Origin of the sequence: [Empedobacter] haloabium, assembly GCA_008011715.2 — a bacterium.
Lineage (GTDB): Bacteria > Pseudomonadota > Gammaproteobacteria > Burkholderiales > Burkholderiaceae_D > Rugamonas > Rugamonas haloabia.
The window spans coordinates 5,488,178-5,507,827 of sequence record CP136508.1; the positions used below are offsets into that span (position 1 = coordinate 5,488,178).

Sequence of the window (19,650 nt, forward strand, 5' to 3'; positions counted from 1 at the left end):
GGTCGGCAGGCCGGACAACTGCCCCGGGAAAGGCAGCAAGGCAAACAAATTGGGAAGCATATCGGGAGCCCAAAAAACAAAACCGCCCTGGAAAATCCCGGGCGGTCTTGATCTTACCAGTTTGCAGGAGTTTAACCCTGCACAAAGAACACTTTCGTGGGTCGGCCCCGTCAGGCGACCTGCTGGATACCGCCCAGCAGCCAGCCCGCATTGCCTTGCACCGGCTTGACCAGGTTCCACACTTCGTGGAAAGGCTCGGCCAGCGCGTCCGGTGCCGGCTTGATCTGGCCACGGAATTCCACGCTGGCCAGGTAGTCGGTACCGTTGTTCTCGATGCCCAGCAGCTCGGCGTCGATGTGCACGACGTCCGTGTAGTCGGCCTTGCCGCCGCGCTCCGCGATCTGCATCTTCAGCTCGGCAAACACTTCCGGCGTGGTGAACTCGCGGATATCGGCCACGTCACCCTTGTCCCAGGCCGCCTGCAGGCGGATGAAATTGCCTTTGGCGTGGCGCAGGAAGCTTTCCTTGTCGAAGTCGGCCGGCACGCCCCATGGGGTATGGGCCGGGGCCGGCTTGTTCAGGTCGATACCGGACGAGACCGGCTGGTACGACGACGGCTGCAGGCCGGAACCGATTTCCGGCGTGGCGACTCCCCGGCTGACCGGCGTATCGAAGCTCTTGTTGTTGCCGAGGCCGGCACCACCGAAGCCGCTGCTGGCGCCCGTGCCGCTGTAGCCGGCCATGGCGGGACGACCGCCCTGGGCACGATTGCGGAACATGCGCCAGATCAGGAAGATGGCACCAGCGATCAGCGCGAACGTCAGGATCGTGCCGATGGCACTGGCCAGCGCGCCGCCGATACCGAGATGCGACAGCAGCGCGCCCAGGCCGAGGCCCAGCAGGGCGCCGCCCAGGATGCCCTTCCATGGGCTCGGCCGCGGCGGCGTCATGCCCGGCGTCGGCGCCGGCGCGGCGGCCGGACGGTTGACGCCCTGCTGCGGCGTGGCGGCCGGTGCCGGCCGTGGCGCCATCTGCTTGACGCTTTGCGACTGGCGTCCGATGGAACGGCCGCCGCCCATCGGCCGGGCAGCGAGCTCGGCCATCATCGACATGGCCGACAGTGCGATCGTCGCGCCGATCAGGAATTTTTTCAGTTTCATTTGGCAGTTCCTTACAGTTTGATGCCAGTGTGTAAAGCGGCCACACCTGCCGTCAGGTTGTAATACTGGACCCGCTCCAGGCCCGCCGCCTGCATCATCGTCTTCAGGGTTTCCTGATCGGGATGCATGCGGATCGACTCGGCCAGGTAGCGGTAGCTGTCCGCGTCGCCGGCGATCTTCTGCCCCAGCCACGGCAACACGGAGAACGAATACAGATCATACGGCTTTTGCAGGGGCTCCATCACTTTCGAGAACTCCAGCACCAGCAGTTTGCCGCCCGGCTTCAGGACGCGCCGCATTTCGGAGAGTGCCACGTCCTTGTGCGTCATGTTGCGCAGGCCGAACGCGACGCTGACGCGGTCGAAATAATTGTCCGGGAACGGCAGCTTTTCCGCGTCGCACAACAATGTGGGGGTAACGAGGCCACGGTTCAAGAGCCGATCGCGGCCCACGCGCAACATCGATTCGTTGATGTCGGTCAGCCACACCTCGCCGGTCGGGCCAGCCTGCTTGGCGAACGCCTTGGCCAGGTCGCCCGTGCCGCCCGCGATGTCCAGCACCTTGAAGCCCGGCCGCACGCCCGCGTTGGCGATGGTGAACGTCTTCCACAGGCGGTGCAGGCCGCCCGACATCAGGTCGTTCATCACATCGTACTTGGCGGCGACGGAATGGAAGACCTTGGCGACTTCCTTGACTTTCTCGTCTTCGTTGACGGTCTTGTAACCGAAATGGGTGGTGTTGGTCATGGTGAGGGGGCCTGTTGAACTGACAGCATTATACAAGCGCCACCGCCTCCATCCCGCCGTCTTGACGAATCCTGCAAAATCGCTTGACTTATTTGCAATTTCAAGCATTTCGCGAAATGGCTGTCAACCGGCGTGCTCAACGCTGCGTTAAGTGATCAGTCAGGCCCAACAGCCAAGTCAACAACGGAGGAACACCATGCAAGTTCAACATCAACTCCCGAAGGATATCTATTTCCCGGAGATCGATGAGGCAACCCGTCAGATGATCGACGCCACCGACGCGCAGGCCCGCCGCGCGCAGGCAGACAAGGTCCCGGCGCCGATGCCGTTCAATGCAGAAGCCATCCGCACCCTGCCGCCGGCAGCCCGCGCCGCCTTCCGCTACATCTGGGAACGCGAACAACGCCGCTACGAAGAGTTCATGCTGAACAACCGCGCGGCCGCGAACTGAGATAAGTTGCCAAAAAATCGGGGACTGTCCCCGATTTTTGGCAATATTGCATTACAGCTTCAGGTGGCCGCGCAGCGTGCTGCTGTCGTAGGCCGTGCGGAACAGCCCGCGGCGCTGCAATTCCGGCACGACCAGTTCCAGCAGGTCGTCCAGGCCGCCCGGCAAGGTCGGCGGCATCAGGTTGAAGCCATCGGCCGCCTCGTTCTCGAACCATAGCTGCATCTGGTCCGCCACTTGCGCTGCCGTGCCGACCACCGTCAGGTGGCCCCGGCCACCGGCGATGCGCTCATACAGTTGCCTTATCGTCAGGTTTTCCCCTTGTGCAAGTTGGGTCAGCAATTGCTGCCGGCTGCGCTGGCCGTCCGCCGTTTCCGGCAGTGCCGGCAGCGGGCCGTCGAGCGGATAGCCCGACAGATCGAAATTGCCGATCATCCGGCCCAGCAGCGCCAGCCCGGCCTGCGGTTCGATCAGGCCCTGCAAGGTGGCGAACTTGTCCCGGGCTTCCCCTTCCGTTTTGCCGACCACCGCGAAGATGCCCGGCGTGATGCGCAGGCTGTGTGCCGTGCGGCCCTGCTGGACCACCCTTTCCTTCATGTCGCGGTAGAACGCCTGCGCGGCCGCCAGCGACGGCTGCGCCGTGAACACGACGTCCGCCGTGGCCGCGGCAAGCGCGCGCCCCGGTTCGGAACTGCCGGCCTGCACGACCAGCGGCCGGCCCTGCGGGCTGGGCGGCACGTTCAGCGGCCCGGCCACGCGGAAGTGCTCGCCCTGGTGATCGAGCTGGCGCACACGGCCCGGATCGAGCAGCTTGCCGGCCGCCTTGTCGTTGACGAAGGCGCCCTCCTCCCAGCTGCGCCATAGACCATCGACCACTTGGTGAAACTCGCGCGCGCGAACATAGCGCTGGCCGTGCTCGACGTGCCGGTCGCGCCCGAAGTTGGCCGCCTCCGCCGCATTGTCCGAAGTGACCAGGTTCCAGCCCGCGCGGCCATTCGAGATGCTGTCCAGCGAGGCGAACAGCCGCGCCACGTGATACGGCTCGTTGTAGGTCGTCGTCGCGGTGGCGATCAGCCCGATACGCTCCGTCACGGCGGCGAGCGCCGACAACAGCGTGATGGGCTCGAGCGACGGCGCGCCGGTCAGCGCCACGCTGTCGGCAAAGAACACGGCGTCCAGCGCCGCGCGTTCGGCCTTTTCCACCAGCTCGCGATAGACGGCGAACGGCGGCGCCACCAGGTCCGTGTCCGGATGGCGCCATGCAGCGACATGGTGGCCGTGGCGCAGCAGGAAGGCGCACAGGCTCATCTGGCGGGTTGTCATCAGAACTCCTTGCGCGCCGTGATGCCGAAGTAGCGGCGATCGTCGCGCGGCACCGCGCGCGTGACGTAACCGGTGGCGCTGACGAGGTTCGTCGCATACGACTTGTCGGCCAGGTTCTTGCCGACCAGCGCCACCTTCCAGCCATTGGCGGACGACGAGAGCTCGATGGCCGCGTTGACGATGCCGTAGGCCGGCTGGATCGCATCGGGCGACTGGAACAGGTCGTATTGCGTGCGCGTCTGGTACGAGTAATCGGCGCTGACGTCGGCGTTCCAGCCGTTCGCCAGCGGCAGCGCGTACGCTGCGCGCACGAAGCTCTTGAAGTGCGGCGCGAACGGCAGCGTCCTGCCGTTCAGGTTGCAGGATGCGGCGGCGGCCGGCGGGCAGTTGAACCGGTCGATGCGCGCGTCCGTGTAGGCCAGCGCGGCGCTGACGGTGACGCGATGGGTTGGCCGCGCGCTGACGTCGATCTCGGCGCCGCGCGTGGAGACGTCGCCCGCGTTGATGAGGCGCGTGACGACGGCACCGGCCACGGTGTCGTAGAAATTGGCCTGGTAGTTCGCGTACCCGGCATGGAACAACGCCACGTTGACAGTCAACCGGCGCTCGAACGCGCTGCCCTTGATGCCGGCCTCGAACGAGTTCGACGTCTCGGGGGCCAGCGCCAGTGCATCGCGCGGCAGCATGTTGAAGAACACGTTATAGGCCGGCCCCTTGTAGCCACGCGACCAGGTCGCGTACGCCGTCGCGTTGGCGGCCAGGTCGTGCTGCACGCCCAGCCGGCCCGAGTAACCCGTCTCGGACGTGTCGCCAGCGCTTTGCGTGCCCGGCTGTACGCCGGGGAAGGCCACCGTGCGTGTCGAGCTGCGGACGTGATCGTAGGCCAGCTCGTCGCGCGTCCAGCGCGCGCCGGCGATCAGGCGCCACGCCGGCGTCAGGTTGAAGGTGCCTTCGCCGAACAGCGCGTAGCTGTCGCTGTCGATGCCGTAGTCGGCGCGACCGCTGTCGGTGGCGCTCGTGGTGACGCCGGTGGTGACGATACGTCGGTACGTTTCGCGATCGCGCCCATGCAGGTAGAACGCGCCGGCCACGTATTCGACGGCCTGTCCGCGCGGCGACACCACGCGCAGCTCCTGCGATACCTGGCGGAAGTTGAGCGTGCCAATGTCGCGCGTGGCCGGATAGGCGCTCGTCACGCGCGCGACGTCGGCGCTGTTGCCGATCGGGGAAGTGGTCGTGCGCTGCGTATTGTCCCAGTCGCGCAAGGCCGTGATGAACGTGACCGTGTAGCCATCGCGGCGCCATTCGACCTGGGCCGAGATGCCCTTGTTGATGTCGGCGATGGCGTTGACCAGGTCGGCGTTGACCTGGCGGTTCTCGACGCCGGCGACGACGGGCAGCAGCGCCTGCGCAAAGGCCGCGCTGCTCTGGCGATACACCGTCTGCGTGGGCGTGCTGTCCGACTTCAGGTAATCCGCGATCAGCGCGATATCGAGGTCGGCGTTCGGCGTGAAGTCGAGCCGGCCGCGCACGCCGCGCCGCTCGTAGCCGTTGACCCTGCCGCCGCCCTGCACATTGTTGACGTTGCCGTCGTAGTCGGACAAAACGGCGCTGACCGCGCCACGCAGCACACCCGGCTTCAATGCCCCGGTGACGCCGGCGCGCACGCGCTTTTCCTTGCCCTGGTAGTAGGACGCGTCGACAAAGCCGCCGGACTGCTCGCTGGCCGCGCGGCTGACGATATTGAGCACGCCGGACGATGCGTTCTTGCCGAACAGCGTGCCCTGCGGCCCGCGCAGCACTTCGATGCGATCGATGTCGAGCAGGTCGATCGTGGCCTGGCCCGGGCGCGCGTAGACGACGCCGTCCACCACCGTGGACACGGTCGGTTCCACGCCGGGCGAGGTCGAGATGGTACCGATCCCCCGGACGAACAGGGTGGAATCCTTGTTACCGCCCTGCTGGCGGAACGTCGCGCTCGGCACTTCCTGCACCACCGTATCGATGCTGGTGCGGTTGCTGCGCTCGAGCCGTTCGCCATCGACCACCGACACCGCCAGCGGTACCGACTGCAATGACGCGCTGCGGCGCGTGGCCGTCACCGTCACGCTGGCGACGGCCTCGCCCTGGCCGGCGTCAGCCGCATCGTCTTCCGCGGCTCCCGCCAGTGCCGCACTCAACACCAAGCCGCTACCGACCGCGAACCGGACCCTTCCCGACTGCTTCCTCATGACCTCTCCATATGCGAAAAACCGCGCTGCAAAGCCGGAAAACCAGCTTTGCTCCGGCCCCCTGCGCTGTTAAGATTTTTGTATGGTACCGATACCGCCGCAGTGTCCGCGACGGTCAGAATGAAGTCAAAGAATTAAAAAAACCTTCGATATGTCGATTGAGAATATGAACCAACCCGCCCCACGCAAACGCCGCGGCGCCGGCCGCGCGACGATCCACGACGTGGCCCGGCTGGCCGGCGTCGGCTCCATCACCGTGTCGCGCTACCTGAAGAAGAACGGTTACGTGTCGGCCGAACTGGGCGCGCGCATCGACGCCGCCGTGGCGCAGCTGAACTACGTACCGAACCTCGTCGCCGGCGGCCTCGCTTCGGCGCGTGGCAAGATCGTCGGCATGGTCATTCCGAACATCTCCGGTCCCATTTTCGCCCCCACCATCCAGAGCTTTTCCGACACGCTCAATCGTCATGGCTACCAGGTGCTGCTGGCGTCGAGCTACTTCTCGGCGGAGCAGGAGGAAAACGCCGTGCGCACGTTTCTCGGCTGGTCGCCGGCGGCGCTGGTCGTCACGGGCCGCTTCCACACCAAGGGCACGGAAGCGTTGCTGACCGGCGCTGGCGTTCCCGTCGTCGAGACCTGGGACTACCATCCGCGCCGCAAGCCGATCCAGGTGGGCTACTCGAATGCCGAGGTGGGCGCGCAATCGGCGCGCTATCTGCTGGACAAGGGTTACCGCCGCATCGCCTATGTGCTCAACAGCGCGGCGGGCGACCTGAGCGCGGTGGACCGGCGCGACGGCTACGCCGCCATACTGCGCGAGCACGGCCTGGAACCGTGGACCTACACGCCGACGGAACCGGCGCCGTTCGACGCGGGCCGCCAGGCACTGGAGGCGCTGACCCGTGGCCGGCGCAAGGCCGATGCCATCGTGTTCGCCAACGACAACCTCGCCGCCGGCGCCCTGCTGGCGTCGCAGCGCGCCGGCATGCACGTGCCCGAACAGTGCGCGCTGATGGGCTTCGGCGATTACGCGTTCTCGCCACTGCTGTTGCCCAGCCTGACGACGATCCGCCCGCCCGGCCGCGAGATCGGCGAACTGGCCGCGCGCCGCATCCTGCAGGCGTTGGGTGAGCTCGAGCCGGACCGGCGCAACGGCCGCTTGAATTTGCTCGACTGCGAGCTGCTGGCGCGCGAGAGCGCCTGACCCCGACTGGAGAGACCATGCAACGACTGCTTACCCTGTTCTTCACCCTCATGTTGGCCGGCACCGCCCACGCCGCGGACACGCTGCGGATCGGCTTCCAGAAAGGGGGCGGCCTGCTGACGCTGCTCAAGCAGCAAGGCGCCGTCGAGAAGGCGCTGCCCGGCACCACGGTGCGCTGGATCGAATTCCCGACCGGACCGCAGTTGCTGGAGGCGCTCAACGCCGGCAGCATCGACTTCGGCACGACCGGCGCCCCGCCGCCCATCTTCGCGCAGGCCGCGGGCATCGATGTCGTTTACGTGGGCGCGGAGCCGCCGCCCGTGCAGGGCGAGGCCATCGTCGTCAAGCCGGGCTCGCCGATCCGCACCGTCGCCCAGCTGAAGGGCAAGAAGGTGGTGTTCGCCAAGGGCTCCGGTTCGCACCTGCTGCTGGTGGCGGCGCTGAACCGGGCCGGCTTGTCGCTGCGCGATGTGCAGCCGGTGTTCCTGGGTCCTGCGGAGGCGCGCGCCGCCTTCGATGGCGGCAGCGTGGACGCGTGGGTGGTGTGGGACCCGTACCTGGCGGCGGCGCAGAAGGCCTACCACGCGCGCGTCGTGGCGGACTACACCGGCCTGCCGCAGGCCAACGGCTTCTACCTGGCCTCGCGCGCCTTGACGCAGCGCTCACCGCGCACGATCGGCGTGCTGCTGGAGCAGATCGCGGCGGCGGGGCAGTGGGCCAATACACACCAGCAAGAGATGATCGCGCTGATGGCGCCGCAGGTAGGCGTGCCGGCGGATGTCATCGCGACGTGGCTGGGCCGCGCGCATGCGGGCGTGACGCCGGTGACGCCCGCCATCGCGGCCAACCAGCAGCGGGTGGCCGACCTGTTCTACCGCGAGAAGCTGATTCCGCGGCCGGTGACGGTGGCTGGGCAGGTGTGGAGCTGGCAGCGCAGGTGAGCCTTGCTGACGGCTGTTGCGACCCGGGGTTCGCTGGCTGATCCGAGGCGAAACCCGATGGTGTCAGGCACCTGTTTGCGGGTCGTCGACCCGCAAACAGGTGCCTGACACCAGGCGTCTTGTTTCAGTGGTGATGGCCGCAGGCGTGCGGCTTGCCGGCGGCGCCCGGCAGCACCGTGCCCGGCTCGCGCCCACTGTCGCCGTCGAAGCCTGCGGCATGCAGGCGGGCCATGTAGTCGGCCCAGCGCTCCTCGAGGTTCGCGCCCAGGTCGTACAGATATTCCCAGGTGTACAGGCCCGAATCGTGGCCGTCGCTGAACGTGGGCTTGACGGCGTAGTTGCCGACCGGTTGCAGGTCCAGCAGGGTGACGTCGCGCTTGCCGACCTGCAGCACTTCCTGGCCGGCGCCGTGGCCGCGCACTTCGGCCGATGGCGAATACACCCGCAGCAGCTCCAGCGGGATGTTGAACGTGCGGTCGTCGTCGAAGCCGATCTCGAGGACGCGCGATTTGTTGTGGACGGTCAGGCCGGTGCAGGCAGGCATGGTGGAGCTCATTTCAGTTGGTCGATGATGGCCGCGTGCAGCCGAGGCAGCAAAGCGGCACGCGCTTGCAGCGCCTCGGGCAACGCGTCGCGCTGGCGCGCACCCCACGTGGGGTTCGGGAAGTGCGCGTCGTCAGTGTAACGCGGGATGACATGCCAGTGCACGTGCGGCGTCATGTTGCCGAAGCTGGCCAGGTTGACCTTATCGGGCGCCATGACCGCGCGTTGGGCCTCCTCGACGGCGAAGACCGCCGCCATCACGTGCGCGCGCTCGGCCGGCGCCAGGTCCGTCATCTCCTTGACGTGCGCCTTCCAGACCACGCGCGTGAAGCCGGGGTAGCCCGGCTCGTCGACGGCGACCACCGCCAGCCGGTCATCCTGCCAGACGACCGCGCCGGCGGGCGGCGCCGCCAACAGCTGGCACAGGTCGCACGCGCTCACACCAGCACCCGCTCGATGCCGCCGTCGTTGGCGCGCCTGACGTAGTCCGGCAGCCAGTTCTCGCCCAGCAGGTGCTTGGCGATCTCGACGACGATGTAGTCGGCCGTCGTACCGGAGTCCTCGTTGTAGCGCGACAGGCCCTGCAGGCAGGACGGGCAGCTCGTCAGGATCTTGACGTTGCCGTCGAAGCCGTCGGCGCGCAGCTTGTCCGAGCCCTTGACCATCTCCTCTTCCTTGCGGAAGCGCACCTGCGTGGAGATGTCCGGCCGCGTCACGGCCAGGGTGCCCGACTCGCCGCAGCAACGGTCGTTCTTCTCGATCTTGACGCTGTCCACGGTCTGCACCAGCGCATTGACCGTCTTGACGGGGTCCTGCAGCTTCATCGGCGTGTGGCACGGATCGTGGTACATGTAGCGCGTGCCGGTCACGCCTTCCAGTTTCACGCCCTTCTCCAGCAGGTACTCGTGGATGTCCATGATGCGGCAGCCCGGGAAGATCTTCTCGAACTCGTACGTGGACAGCTGGTCGTAGCAGGTGCCGCAGGAGACCAGCACCGTCTTGATGTCCAGGTAGTTCAAGGTGTTCGCCATGCGGTGGAACAGGACGCGGTTATCCGTCATCATCTTCTCCGCCTTGTCGTAGTCGCCGGAGCCGCGCTGCGGATAGCCGCAGCACAGGTAGCCCGGCGGCAGGACCGTCTGCACGCCCACTTCCCACAGCATGGCCTGCGTGGCCAGGCCGACCTGCGAGAACAGCCGCTCCGAGCCGCAGCCGGGGAAGTAGAACACCGCTTCCGTATTGGCATTGGTCTTCTTCGGATCGCGGATGATCGGGATCATCTTGTTGTCCTCGATGTCCAGCAGCGCGCGCGCGGACTTCTTGGGCAGGTTGCCCGGCATCTTCTTGTTGATGAAGTGGATGACCTGTTCGCGCACGGGCGGCTTGCCGGTCGTCGGCGGCGGTGCCTTGGTCTGCGCGCGCGCAACCTTCTTGAACACCTCGTTGCCCAGGCGCTGGGCCTTGTAGCCCCAGCCGATCATGGTCTGGCGCGCCGCGTTGATCGTGCCCGGATCGGTCGCGTTCAGGAAGAACATCGACGCGGCCTTGCCGGGGTTGAAGGAACGCTTGTCCATCTTGCGCAAGAGGTTACGCATGTTCATCGACACGTCGCCGAAGTCGATGTTGACCGGGCACGGCGTCACGCACTTGTGGCACACGGTGCAGTGGTCGGCCACGTCCTCGAACTCCTCCCAGTGGCGGATCGAGATGCCGCGGCGGGTCTGCTCCTCGTACAGGAACGCCTCGATCAGCGACGACGTGGCGAGGATCTTGTCGCGCGGCGAATACAGCAGGTTGGCGCGCGGGATGTGCGTGTTGCAGACCGGCTTGCACTTGCCGCAGCGCAGGCAGTCCTTGATGCTGTTGGCGATCTCGCCGATGTCGCTCTGCTGCATGATCAGCGACTCGTGACCCATCAGACCGAACGACGGTGTGTAGGCGTTGCGCAGGTCCGCATCCATGCCCGGCAGGTTCAGCAGCTTGCCCTTGTTGAAGCGCCCTTCCGGGTCCACGCGCAGCTTGTAGTCGCGGAACTCGCCGATTTCCTCTTCGGTCAGGAACTCCAGCTTCGTGATGCCGATGCCGTGCTCGCCCGAGATGACGCCGTTCAGCGAACGGGCCAGCCGCATGATGCGGGCCACGGCCTGGTGCGCGTCCTGCAGCATCTCGTAATGGTCCGAGTTGACCGGCAGGTTGGTGTGCACGTTGCCGTCGCCGGCGTGCATGTGCAGCGCCACGAACACGCGGCCGCGCAGCACGGTCTTGTGGATCGCCGCCGCCTCATCCAGGATCAGCTTGAACGCGGCGCCGTTGAAGATCTGGCGCAGCGGTGCGCGCAGCTCCTGCTTCCAGCTGACGCGCACGGTGCGGTCCTGCACGATATCGAACAACGTGGCCTGCGGCTGCGTTTGCAGGCGCTGTTCGAACGCGCCGCCCAGCTCCTCCAGGCCCAGCTGATACAGCTCGACGCGGGCGTCCGCCAGCGGCTTGTCCAGGTTCGCCAGCAGGTAGGTCCAGCGTGCCTGCACCTGCTCGATCAGCGCCAGCGCCTGCTGCGGGCGTTCGCCCAGCATCTCGGCGTCGCCGACCTTGTCGTCGCTGGCGTCGTCGCTCTTGCCGATCGGGAGGTTGCCGGCGGCGATGAACGCGCGCAGCGCCTCGGCGAACTGCAGCTTGTTCTTGATCGACAGCTCGATGTTGATGCGCTCGATGCCGTCGGTGTACTCGCCCATCCGGTTCAGCGGAATGACGACGTCCTCGTTGATCTTGAACGCGTTGGTGTGCTTGGCAATCGCCGCCGTGCGGGCGCGGTCGAGCCAGAACTTCTTGCGCGCTTCCGGGCTGACGGCCACGAAGCCTTCGCCCACGCGGGTGTTCGCCAGGCGCACCACTTCCGAGGCGGCCAGCGCGACCGCGTCTTCGTTGTCACCGACGATGTCGCCGAACAGCGCCATCTTCGGCAGCACCCCGCGCTTGGACTTGGTGGCATAGCCGACCGCGCGCAGGTAGCGCTCGTCCAGGTGCTCCAGGCCGGCCAGGCGCAAGGTGGCGAACTGCTCGCCCTGCGCGGGCAGGCCGTCCAGGTAGTCCTTGATCTCGACGATCGACGGGATCGCGTCGCGCGCCTGGCCGAAGAACTCGAGGCAGACGGTGCGCGTAAACTTCGGCATCTTGTGCAGGATCCAGCGCGCCGACGTGATCAGGCCATCGCAGCCTTCCTTCTGAATGCCCGGCAGGCCGGCCAGGAATTTGTCGGTGACGTCCTTGCCCAGGCCCTCCTTGCGGAACTTGCGGCCGGCGATCTCCAGGATCTCCGTCTTGAAGGGCGCGCCCTTCGCTTCGCCCTTGGCGTTAGGATGCGTCCACTCCAGCTGGAAGCGGGCCACCGGCGCGTCGTGGATCTTCGACAGGTTATGGTCCAGGCGCGTGACCTCGAGCCAGTCGCCGTTCGGGTCGACCATGCGCCACGAGGCCAGGTTGTCCAGCGCCGTGCCCCACAGCACGGCCTTCTTGCCGCCCGCGTTCATCGCGATGTTCCCGCCGATGCAGGAGGCGTGCGCGGAAGTCGGGTCGACGGCGAACACGAAGCCGGCCTTCTCGGCCGCTTCCGACACCTTGTTGGTGATGACACCCGCTTCCGAGTAAATGGTCGCGTATTCGCGGTCCACGCCCGGCAGCACCTTCATCTCGACCTGGCCGAGCGTCAGCAGCTTTTCCGTGTTGATCACGGCCGACATCGGCGACAGCGGAATGGCGCCGCCGGTGTAGCCGGTACCGCCGCCGCGCGGGATGATCGTCAGTCCCAGCTCGATGCAGCCTTTCACCAGGCCGGCCATCTCGTCTTCCGTGTCCGGCGTCAGCACCACGAACGGATACTCGACGCGCCAGTCGGTGGCGTCGGTCACGTGGGTGATGCGCTTCATGCCGTCGAAGCGGATGTTGTGCTTGTCCGTGTAGCGCGACAGCACCTTGACCGCGCGCTTGCGCAGGTCGTACATCTGGCGGAATTCCTCGCCGAAGTCGGCCACGGCCTTGTTGGCGGCGGCCAGCAGCTTCTCGACGTTGCCGCTGCGGCGCGCGGCGTCGCCGCCCGCTTCGTCGGCATCGACCGTCAGGCGGCGCTTGTCCACCTCGGCCAGGCGGTGATGCAGCGCGTCGATCAGCGCCTGGCGGCGCTTCGGATTGTCCAGCAGGTCGTCCTGCAGGTAGGGATTGCGGCGCACGACCCAGATGTCGCCCAGCACTTCGTACAGCATGCGCGCCGAGCGGCCGGTCTGGCGGGCGCCGCGCAGCTCGTCCAGCAGTTGCCAGGACTCTTCCCCCAACAGGCGGATGACGATTTCGCGGTCGGAAAACGACGTGTAGTTGTAGGGAATTTCACGGACGCGGCTCGGTGCATGACCGTCGGGAGATTCGGCGAGAAGTGCCTGGATTTGTGCTGGGGCGTTCATTATGCTGGAGGAACAGAAGACGCTAGGAGGGCCATTCTAGCGTATTGCGGCGCACAACGCGGCAACAGCCCTCGGTTTGGCCGGGGTTCCGTTAACGTCAAGTGACAGAATAATATTTGGAGGAATATCCGCCGACAGCCTCTGCTGACGGTTTCACAAGCTTGCAATAACGAAAATTCGTCGTTGTAGTGGAATTACAAAATAAGCTGCAGCGCAAGATGGCGCATCAGCCGCCCAGCATCTGCGCCACGCCGCGCCAGAAGCCGTCCGGCACATACAACAGCGCCACCGTCATCGTCAGGTAGCGGGCGAACTTGCCGATCGCCATGTAGATGACGGCCGGCCAGAACGGCAGCTTCAGCCAGCCGCCCAGCGTGCACAGCGGGTCGCCGATGCCGGGCACCCAGGACAGCAGCATCGTCTTGGCGCCGTGCCGCGCCAGCCAGCCGAACCAGCGGCTCTCGCGTTCCTTGGCGAACGCGGCCTTGGCGTAGTAGCCCATCCAGTAATCGACGACTCCGCCCAGCGTGTTGCCACAGGTGGCCACCGCAATGGCGGGCCAGAACATGGCCTCGTTGGCCTTGACGACAGCGAACACGGCCGGCTCGGAGCCCAGCGGTACGAGGGTGGCGGAGACAAAGCTGATCAGGAAGACCGACGTCAACCCTACCGCGGGCGCGGCCAGGAACGCGAGCAGCCAGGCGATCGCCGATTCGATCATGGCGTGGTCCGGTTCCGGTAGGGCTGCTGCGGTGGCGCTGGCGCGGTGTCGGTCATCTCGATTTGAGGGTGGCGGGAAGAGTCCATTATAATGATTCGCACCCAACGCATCCCGCACGAATGAACTGCCCGGCAGACCCGCCCGGCCTGTATTCGCTGCTTCTCTCCGGTTACCCGCCGTTGACATGTTGTCTCCTCCGGAACGATCCGGCCAACCGACTTTGCAGACCATGACAATCGACTACCTGAAGAAAATCCTGACCGCGCGCGTCTACGACGTGGCTTCCGAAACGCCCCTGGAACTGGCGCCGACCCTGTCGCAGCGTTACCAGAACCGAATTTATTTCAAGCGTGAGGACATGCAGGACGTGTTCAGCTTCAAGGTCCGCGGCGCCTACAACAAGATGGCCAACCTGACGGAAGCGCAACTGAAGCGCGGCGTCATCTGCGCCTCGGCGGGCAACCATGCCCAGGGCGTGGCGCTGTCCGCCGCGCGGCTGAACTGCCGCGCCGTGATCGCGATGCCGACCACCACGCCGACGCTCAAGATCGAGGCGGTCAAGGCGCGCGGCGGCGACAACGTCGAGATCGTGCTGCACGGCGAGTCGTACACGGATGCCTACAACCACGCGCTGACGCTGGAACAGGAACAGAAGCTGACCTTCGTGCACCCGTTCGACGATCCGGACGTGATCGCCGGCCAGGGCACCATCGGCATGGAGATCCTGCGCCAGCATTCCGGCCCGATCCACGCGATCTTCTGCGCCATCGGCGGCGGCGGCCTGATCTCGGGCGTGGCGGCGTACGTGAAGCAGATCCGGCCCGACATCCGCATCATCGGCGTGCAGTCGCTGGATTCGGACGCGATGGCGAAAAGCCTGAAGGCCGGCGAGCGCGTGACGCTGCCGGACGTGGGCCTGTTTTCCGACGGCACCGCGGTGCGCCTGGTCGGCGAGGAAACGTTCCGCCTGGCGCAGCAGTACGTGGACGAGATCATCATCGTCGACACGGACGCCATCTGCGCGGCCATCAAGGACGTGTTCACGGACACCCGCTCGATCCTGGAGCCGGCCGGCGCCCTGGCGGTGGCGGGCGCCAAGGCCTACATCGAGCGTTCCGAGCTGACCAAGAACCCCATCAAGAACGAGACGCTGGTGACGATCGCCTGCGGCGCCAACATGAACTTCGACCGGCTGCGCTTCGTGGCCGAGCGCGCCGAGCTGGGCGAGTTCCGCGAGGCGGTATTCGCCGTCACGATGGCCGAGCAGCGCGGCAGCTTCAAGCGCTTCTGCGCGCTGGTGGGGCCGCGCAACGTTACCGAGTTCAACTACCGCATCAGCGACAAGGAGCAGGCCCATGTGTTCGTCGGCGTGCAGATCGCCGATCGCAACGAGTCGAGCGCACTGGCGCGCCGCTTCGAGGAGCACGATTTCAAGACGCTGGACCTGACCAACGACGAACTGGCCAAGACCCACCTGCGCCACCTGGTGGGCGGCCACAGCGCGCTGGCCAAGGACGAGCTGCTGTACCGCTTCGAGTTCCCGGAGCGCCCCGGCGCGCTGATGCGCTTCCTGGACAGCATGGCGCCGAACTGGAACATTTCGCTGTGCCACTACCGCTCGCAGGGCGGCGACGTGGGCCGCATCCTGATCGGCCTGCAGGTCCCTCCGGAAGAGATGGACGAGTTTGCCAAGTTCCTGGCGACGCTGGGCTACCGCTATTGGGACGAGACGCAGAATCCCGTCTACAAACTGTTCCTCTAACATCTTGCTGCAAAAATGGGGACAGACCCCATTTTTGCAGCAATAGTTGCCGGGAAAATGGGGTCTGTCCCCATTTTTCTGGCAACTGCGCTGGCGCCGCTTTTGCGCTACCATGGCAGGCTTTCCCGCACTAAAGCCGCACCGCCATGACCAATACCGCCGACCAGTCCCCCCTGGGCAAGAACTCCGCCTACCGTACCGATTACGCGCCCGAGCTGTTGTTCCCGATCCCGCGCCAGGGCAAGCGCGACGAGCTGGGCCTGACCGGCACCCTGCCCTTCTTTGGCGTCGACATCTGGAACGCCTATGAGCTGTCGTGGCTGAACATGCGCGGCAAGCCGCAGGTGGCGGTGGCGCGCATCACCGTGCCGGCCGATTCGCCCAACATCATCGAATCGAAATCGTTCAAGCTGTACCTGAACTCGTTCAACCAGACCCGCCTGGGTGGCCCGGACGCGCTGCGCGACCTGCTGCAGCAGGACCTGTCGGCCGCGGCGGGTGCCAACGTGCACGTCGTGCTGACGTTGCAGGAGGACTTCGGCACGCTGCAGATGGGCGAGCTGGACGGCTTGCTGCTGGACCGCCTGGATATCGAGGTCGACAATTATTCGCCCCAGCCCGAGGTGCTGAAGGCGAATTTCGACGAGCTGCCCGTCGAGGAAACGCTGGTGTCGCACCTGCTGAAGTCGAACTGCCTCGTCACGGGCCAGCCGGACTGGGGCAGCGTGCAGATCACGTATGCGGGACCGCAGATCGACCAAGAAAGCCTGCTGAAATACCTGATCGGGTTCCGCGACCATAACGAGTTCCACGAGCAATGCGTCGAACGCATCTTCACCGACATCCTGCGCCAGTGCCGGCCCCAACACTTGAGCGTGTACGCGCGCTATACCCGTCGTGGCGGTCTTGATATCAATCCGTGGCGCACCAACTACAGCAAAGGCGGCCGACCGTCCAACCTGCGCAACGCAAGGCAATAAACTGTTCCCAGTCAAAACTTTTTCGCCTGCAAACGCTCTGCTGGATCGCAAGCGGAGTAGGATGGGCACAGACGCGCAAAAAATCGGCGGAAGGTCAGATCGTCAAGCAAAAAGCAGGTGGGCAGCCGGGTTTTGACGTACAAATTGCCGTCAACTGGACCGGTGCATTTCTCATCATTTTGTTGTCAGGTGCAGAACGCTCCCGGTATTGTCCAAGACACAAGCCGGGCCGAGCAATTTCGAGTTACACGACGGACAAAGAGGCCTATAATTCTGCTCGCCAGTCCCTTTTGTGCGCCGCACCATATCACGTCGCGTTATGAACAACCTGAGTAAAATCCTGTCGCCCGAGAACGTCCAGCTGGATCTGGAAGTCTCGAGCAAGAAGCGCGCTTTCGAGCAAGCCGGCCTGATCTTCGAGAACAACTGCGGCATCGCCCGCTCCACCGTTTCCGACAACCTGTTCGCGCGCGAGCGCCTGGGCTCGACCGGCCTGGGCCATGGTGTGGCGGTGCCGCACGGACGCATCAAGGGGTCGAAAAGCCTGAAGACGCCGCTGGCCGCATTTGTCCGCCTGGCCGAGCCGATTCCGTTCGAATCGCCGGACGGCAAGCCCGTCAGCCTGCTGTTCTTCCTGCTGATTCCCGACCACGTGACGCAGCAGCACCTGGAAATCCTGTCGGAAATTGCCGAGATGTTCTCGGACGACAGCTTCCGTACGGCGCTGGCCACCGACCCGGATCCCCGCTCCGTGTATCGCCGCATCGTCAATTGGCAACCCAGCCTGCAGGCGGCAGGTTAAACTAAGGGATCGATATTTTCTGCGGGTAACACCATGTTGCAATCTCCTCTGACGATCCAACGGCTGTACGACGATAATCGGGAGACTTTGCAACTGGGCTGGTTCGCCGGCTTCCCCGGCGGCGAGCGCCAGATATCCGGCGACGCCGCCTCCGCCGCCGACCAGGTCGGCCACCTGAACACGATCCACCCCGGCCGCATCCAGGTGTTCGGCCACCAGGAAATCAATTACTACCACCGCCTCAAGGCGCTGACACGCGCCCACGTCATCGGCGAGCTCATCGCTGGCGGCCCGCCCGCGCTGATCATCGCGCAGGGGCTGGAAACGCCGCCCGACATCCTCGCGATCTGCGACGAAAAGAACATCCCGCTGTTTTCCACGCCGCTGCCCGCGGCCCAGGTGATCGACTTCCTGCGCGTCTACCTGTCGAAAAAGCTGGCGCAACGCATCATCATGCATGGCGTGTTCATGGACGTGCTGGGTGTGGGCGTACTGATCACGGGCGATTCCGGCCTGGGCAAGAGCGAGCTGGGCCTGGAGCTGATCTCGCGCAGCCACGGCCTGGTGGCGGACGACGCTGTCGAGTTCTCCCGCATCGCCCCGAACATGATCGAGGGCCGCTGCCCGCCGCTGCTGCAGAATCTGCTGGAAGTGCGCGGCCTGGGCCTGCTGGACATCAAGGCCATCTTCGGCGAGACGGCCGTGCGCCGCAAGATGCGGCTGAAGCTGATCGTCCACCTGGTGCGGCGCTCGGCACTGGAGGAAGAGGTGGAACGGTTACCGTTCCAGTTCCCGACGGAGGATGTGCTGGGCCTGCCGATTCGCAAGGTCGTCATTCCCGTGGCGGCTGGCCGCAATATCGCGGTGCTGCTGGAGGCGGCGGTGCGCAACACCATCCTGCAGTTGCGCGGGATCGATACGTTGCAGGAGTTCATGGAGCGGCAACGGCAGGCGATGAGCGGCGACTGACGCTAGGGTCTGTCCCCAACGGGGACTGACCCTGAAGTTTGCTCGCCGATCTGCGAACTCCAGGCAAACTTCGGGGTCAGTCCCCTCTGGGGACAGACCCCAACTACGCAGCCTCAAGCGTAACTACGCAACCGCCCCGCATACCGCCGCAGCGGCTCGCACGCCGACGCCTCCGCCTTCGCGCACCACGCCGTCAGGCTGGCCAGCAGTTGCTCCGGCGAGGCGTGCGAGCGACGCCATAGCGCGGCCAGCTCGCTGCGCAACTCGTGAACATGGCGCAATACGTCGCTGTGTGCCAGCACGGCCTGCAGCCGATGCAACTGTTCTCCGTCCAGGTAGCCCGGATCGCGTGGCAGCAGCGCGCGGGCATGGCGCCACAGCGCCGGATCGAAGCGCCGCAAGGCCGCCGTTTCCTCACGCCACACGCGCCCCAGCGCGCCGCTCAATTCAGCCATCACGCGCGCCCGGTTGGCCAGCACCACCGATAATGTGTCCATGTCCACTTCGCGCTTGCCCGGCAGGGCCCGGGGCCGGACGGGCAACGGCCGTACTTGCGCCAGGCCCAGCCAGCGCAGCAAGGTGATAACCATCCAGCCCGCGTCGAACTCGTACCAGCGTACCGACATCTTGGCCGAGCTGGCGAACGCATGATGGTTGTTGTGCAGCTCCTCGCCGCCGATCAGCAAACCCAGCGGCAGGAGATTGGTCGCGGCCTCCGGGCAATCGAAATTGCGGTAACCCCAGTAATGCCCGGCCCCATTGATGACGCCGGCCGCCAGCACGGGAATCCACAGCATTTGCACGGCCCACACCGTTGCACCGATGACCCCGAACAGCAACAGATCGAGCACCAGCAATACCCCCACGCCCTGCCAGGTGAAGCGGCTGTACAGATGCCGCTCGATCCAGTCGTCCGGGGTGCCAGCGCCATAGCGCCGCACCAGCTCGCCATCGGCCGCGGCCGTGCGATACAGTTCGGCCCCCTCCAGCAAAACCTTGCGTATGCCCAGCACGACGGGGCTGTGCGGGTCCTCGGGCCGTTCGCAGTGCGCGTGATGGGCGCGATGCACGGCCACCCATTCCCGCGTCACCATACCGGTTGACAACCACAGCCAGAAGCGCAGCACGTGCGCGACGGCCGGGTGCAATGTCACGGAACGGTGCGCTTGCGAACGGTGCAAATAAACAGTGACGCCGATAATGGTCAGGTGCGTCGTGGCAAGCGTGTACAGCACGATGCCCCACGCGCCCGCATGCGCAAGGCCGGAAGTCAGGAATTCCATCAGGCACTCCTTGGTAACGCCGGCGCGGCGAATCCGCGTGACGACCAAGCCAGTCTACGCCGTTCGTGCCGCCCAGGCCACCGATT

General features: G+C 65.6%; 16 protein-coding genes. 7 read left to right on the top strand and 9 right to left on the bottom strand.

The genetic code is table 11. From position 1 onward, the window contains the following. Nucleotides 1-170: 170 nt before the first annotated feature. Together E7V67_023805 and ubiE are read right to left on the bottom strand one after the other, a co-directional pair. Nucleotides 171-1,160, bottom strand: coding sequence for a Tim44-like domain-containing protein (locus E7V67_023805; GenBank protein ID WUR12682.1), 990 nt, complete (start codon nucleotides 1,158-1,160; stop codon nucleotides 171-173). Nucleotides 1,161-1,171: 11 nt separating this feature from the next. Next, nucleotides 1,172-1,906 (bottom strand): bifunctional demethylmenaquinone methyltransferase/2-methoxy-6-polyprenyl-1,4-benzoquinol methylase UbiE, encoded by a 735-nt coding sequence (ubiE, locus tag E7V67_023810; GenBank protein WUR12683.1) that lies wholly within the window; start codon nucleotides 1,904-1,906, stop codon nucleotides 1,172-1,174. A 196-nt stretch (nucleotides 1,907-2,102) separates the two neighbouring features. Here ubiE and E7V67_023815 point away from each other — a divergent pair, with 196 nt between their 5' ends. Then, nucleotides 2,103-2,357: a hypothetical protein gene (locus E7V67_023815; GenBank protein ID WUR12684.1), complete on the top strand. Its 255-nt coding sequence runs from the start codon at nucleotides 2,103-2,105 to the stop codon at nucleotides 2,355-2,357. 51 nt (nucleotides 2,358-2,408) lie between these two features. Here E7V67_023815 and E7V67_023820 read toward each other — a convergent pair whose 3' ends face one another. Further along, nucleotides 2,409-3,677: an LLM class flavin-dependent oxidoreductase gene (locus tag E7V67_023820; GenBank protein ID WUR12685.1), complete on the bottom strand. Its 1,269-nt coding sequence runs from the start codon at nucleotides 3,675-3,677 to the stop codon at nucleotides 2,409-2,411. Continuing rightward, the gene (locus E7V67_023825; protein ID WUR12686.1) at nucleotides 3,677-5,908 is read right to left on the bottom strand and encodes a TonB-dependent receptor; all 2,232 of its coding nucleotides are present in this window, start codon (nucleotides 5,906-5,908) and stop codon (nucleotides 3,677-3,679) included. Before E7V67_023825 ends, E7V67_023820 begins: the two co-directional genes overlap by 1 nt. Before the next feature lie 166 nt (nucleotides 5,909-6,074). Between E7V67_023825 and E7V67_023830 the strand changes: the two genes are divergently transcribed. Both E7V67_023830 and E7V67_023835 read left to right on the top strand, forming a co-directional pair. Continuing rightward, nucleotides 6,075-7,112, top strand: a complete 1,038-nt coding sequence (locus tag E7V67_023830; GenBank protein ID WUR12687.1) for a LacI family DNA-binding transcriptional regulator — start codon at nucleotides 6,075-6,077, stop codon at nucleotides 7,110-7,112. Nucleotides 7,113-7,129: 17 nt separating this feature from the next. Continuing rightward, nucleotides 7,130-8,053, top strand: a complete 924-nt coding sequence (locus E7V67_023835) for a sulfonate ABC transporter substrate-binding protein (GenBank protein ID WUR12688.1) — start codon at nucleotides 7,130-7,132, stop codon at nucleotides 8,051-8,053. A 124-nt stretch (nucleotides 8,054-8,177) separates the two neighbouring features. Here the strand turns inward: E7V67_023835 and E7V67_023840 are convergent, their stop codons facing one another. The 4 genes from E7V67_023840 to E7V67_023855 form a co-directional block, all read right to left on the bottom strand. After that, nucleotides 8,178-8,597, bottom strand: a complete 420-nt coding sequence (locus E7V67_023840) for a DUF971 domain-containing protein (protein WUR12689.1) — start codon at nucleotides 8,595-8,597, stop codon at nucleotides 8,178-8,180. A gap of 8 nt (nucleotides 8,598-8,605) precedes the next feature. After that, nucleotides 8,606-9,037, bottom strand: a complete 432-nt coding sequence (locus tag E7V67_023845; GenBank protein ID WUR12690.1) for an HIT family protein — start codon at nucleotides 9,035-9,037, stop codon at nucleotides 8,606-8,608. Further along, complete coding sequence (locus E7V67_023850; protein ID WUR12691.1) at nucleotides 9,034-13,047, bottom strand: DUF3683 domain-containing protein; 4,014 nt, start codon at nucleotides 13,045-13,047, stop codon at nucleotides 9,034-9,036. Before E7V67_023850 ends, E7V67_023845 begins: the two co-directional genes overlap by 4 nt. A gap of 226 nt (nucleotides 13,048-13,273) precedes the next feature. Next, entirely contained in the window at nucleotides 13,274-13,768 is a 495-nt protein-coding gene (locus E7V67_023855; GenBank protein WUR12692.1) for a YqaA family protein, read from the bottom strand. A gap of 229 nt (nucleotides 13,769-13,997) precedes the next feature. Here E7V67_023855 and ilvA point away from each other — a divergent pair, with 229 nt between their 5' ends. From ilvA to hprK, 4 genes are all read left to right on the top strand, one after another. Beyond that, nucleotides 13,998-15,530 (top strand): threonine ammonia-lyase, biosynthetic, encoded by a 1,533-nt coding sequence (gene ilvA, locus E7V67_023860; protein WUR12693.1) that lies wholly within the window; start codon nucleotides 13,998-14,000, stop codon nucleotides 15,528-15,530. Between the two features lie 146 nt (nucleotides 15,531-15,676). Further along, complete coding sequence (gene queF, locus E7V67_023865; GenBank protein WUR12694.1) at nucleotides 15,677-16,510, top strand: NADPH-dependent 7-cyano-7-deazaguanine reductase QueF; 834 nt, start codon at nucleotides 15,677-15,679, stop codon at nucleotides 16,508-16,510. Between the two features lie 319 nt (nucleotides 16,511-16,829). Next, entirely contained in the window at nucleotides 16,830-17,312 is a 483-nt protein-coding gene (locus E7V67_023870) for a PTS sugar transporter subunit IIA (GenBank protein WUR12695.1), read from the top strand. 33 nt (nucleotides 17,313-17,345) lie between these two features. Beyond that, nucleotides 17,346-18,281, top strand: coding sequence for an HPr(Ser) kinase/phosphatase (gene hprK, locus E7V67_023875; GenBank protein ID WUR12696.1), 936 nt, complete (start codon nucleotides 17,346-17,348; stop codon nucleotides 18,279-18,281). 113 nt (nucleotides 18,282-18,394) lie between these two features. On the opposite strand, the gene E7V67_023880 is transcribed toward hprK, so the two are convergent. Further along, nucleotides 18,395-19,564, bottom strand: a complete 1,170-nt coding sequence (locus E7V67_023880) for a fatty acid desaturase (protein WUR12697.1) — start codon at nucleotides 19,562-19,564, stop codon at nucleotides 18,395-18,397. Between the last annotated feature and the right edge of the window lie 86 nt (nucleotides 19,565-19,650).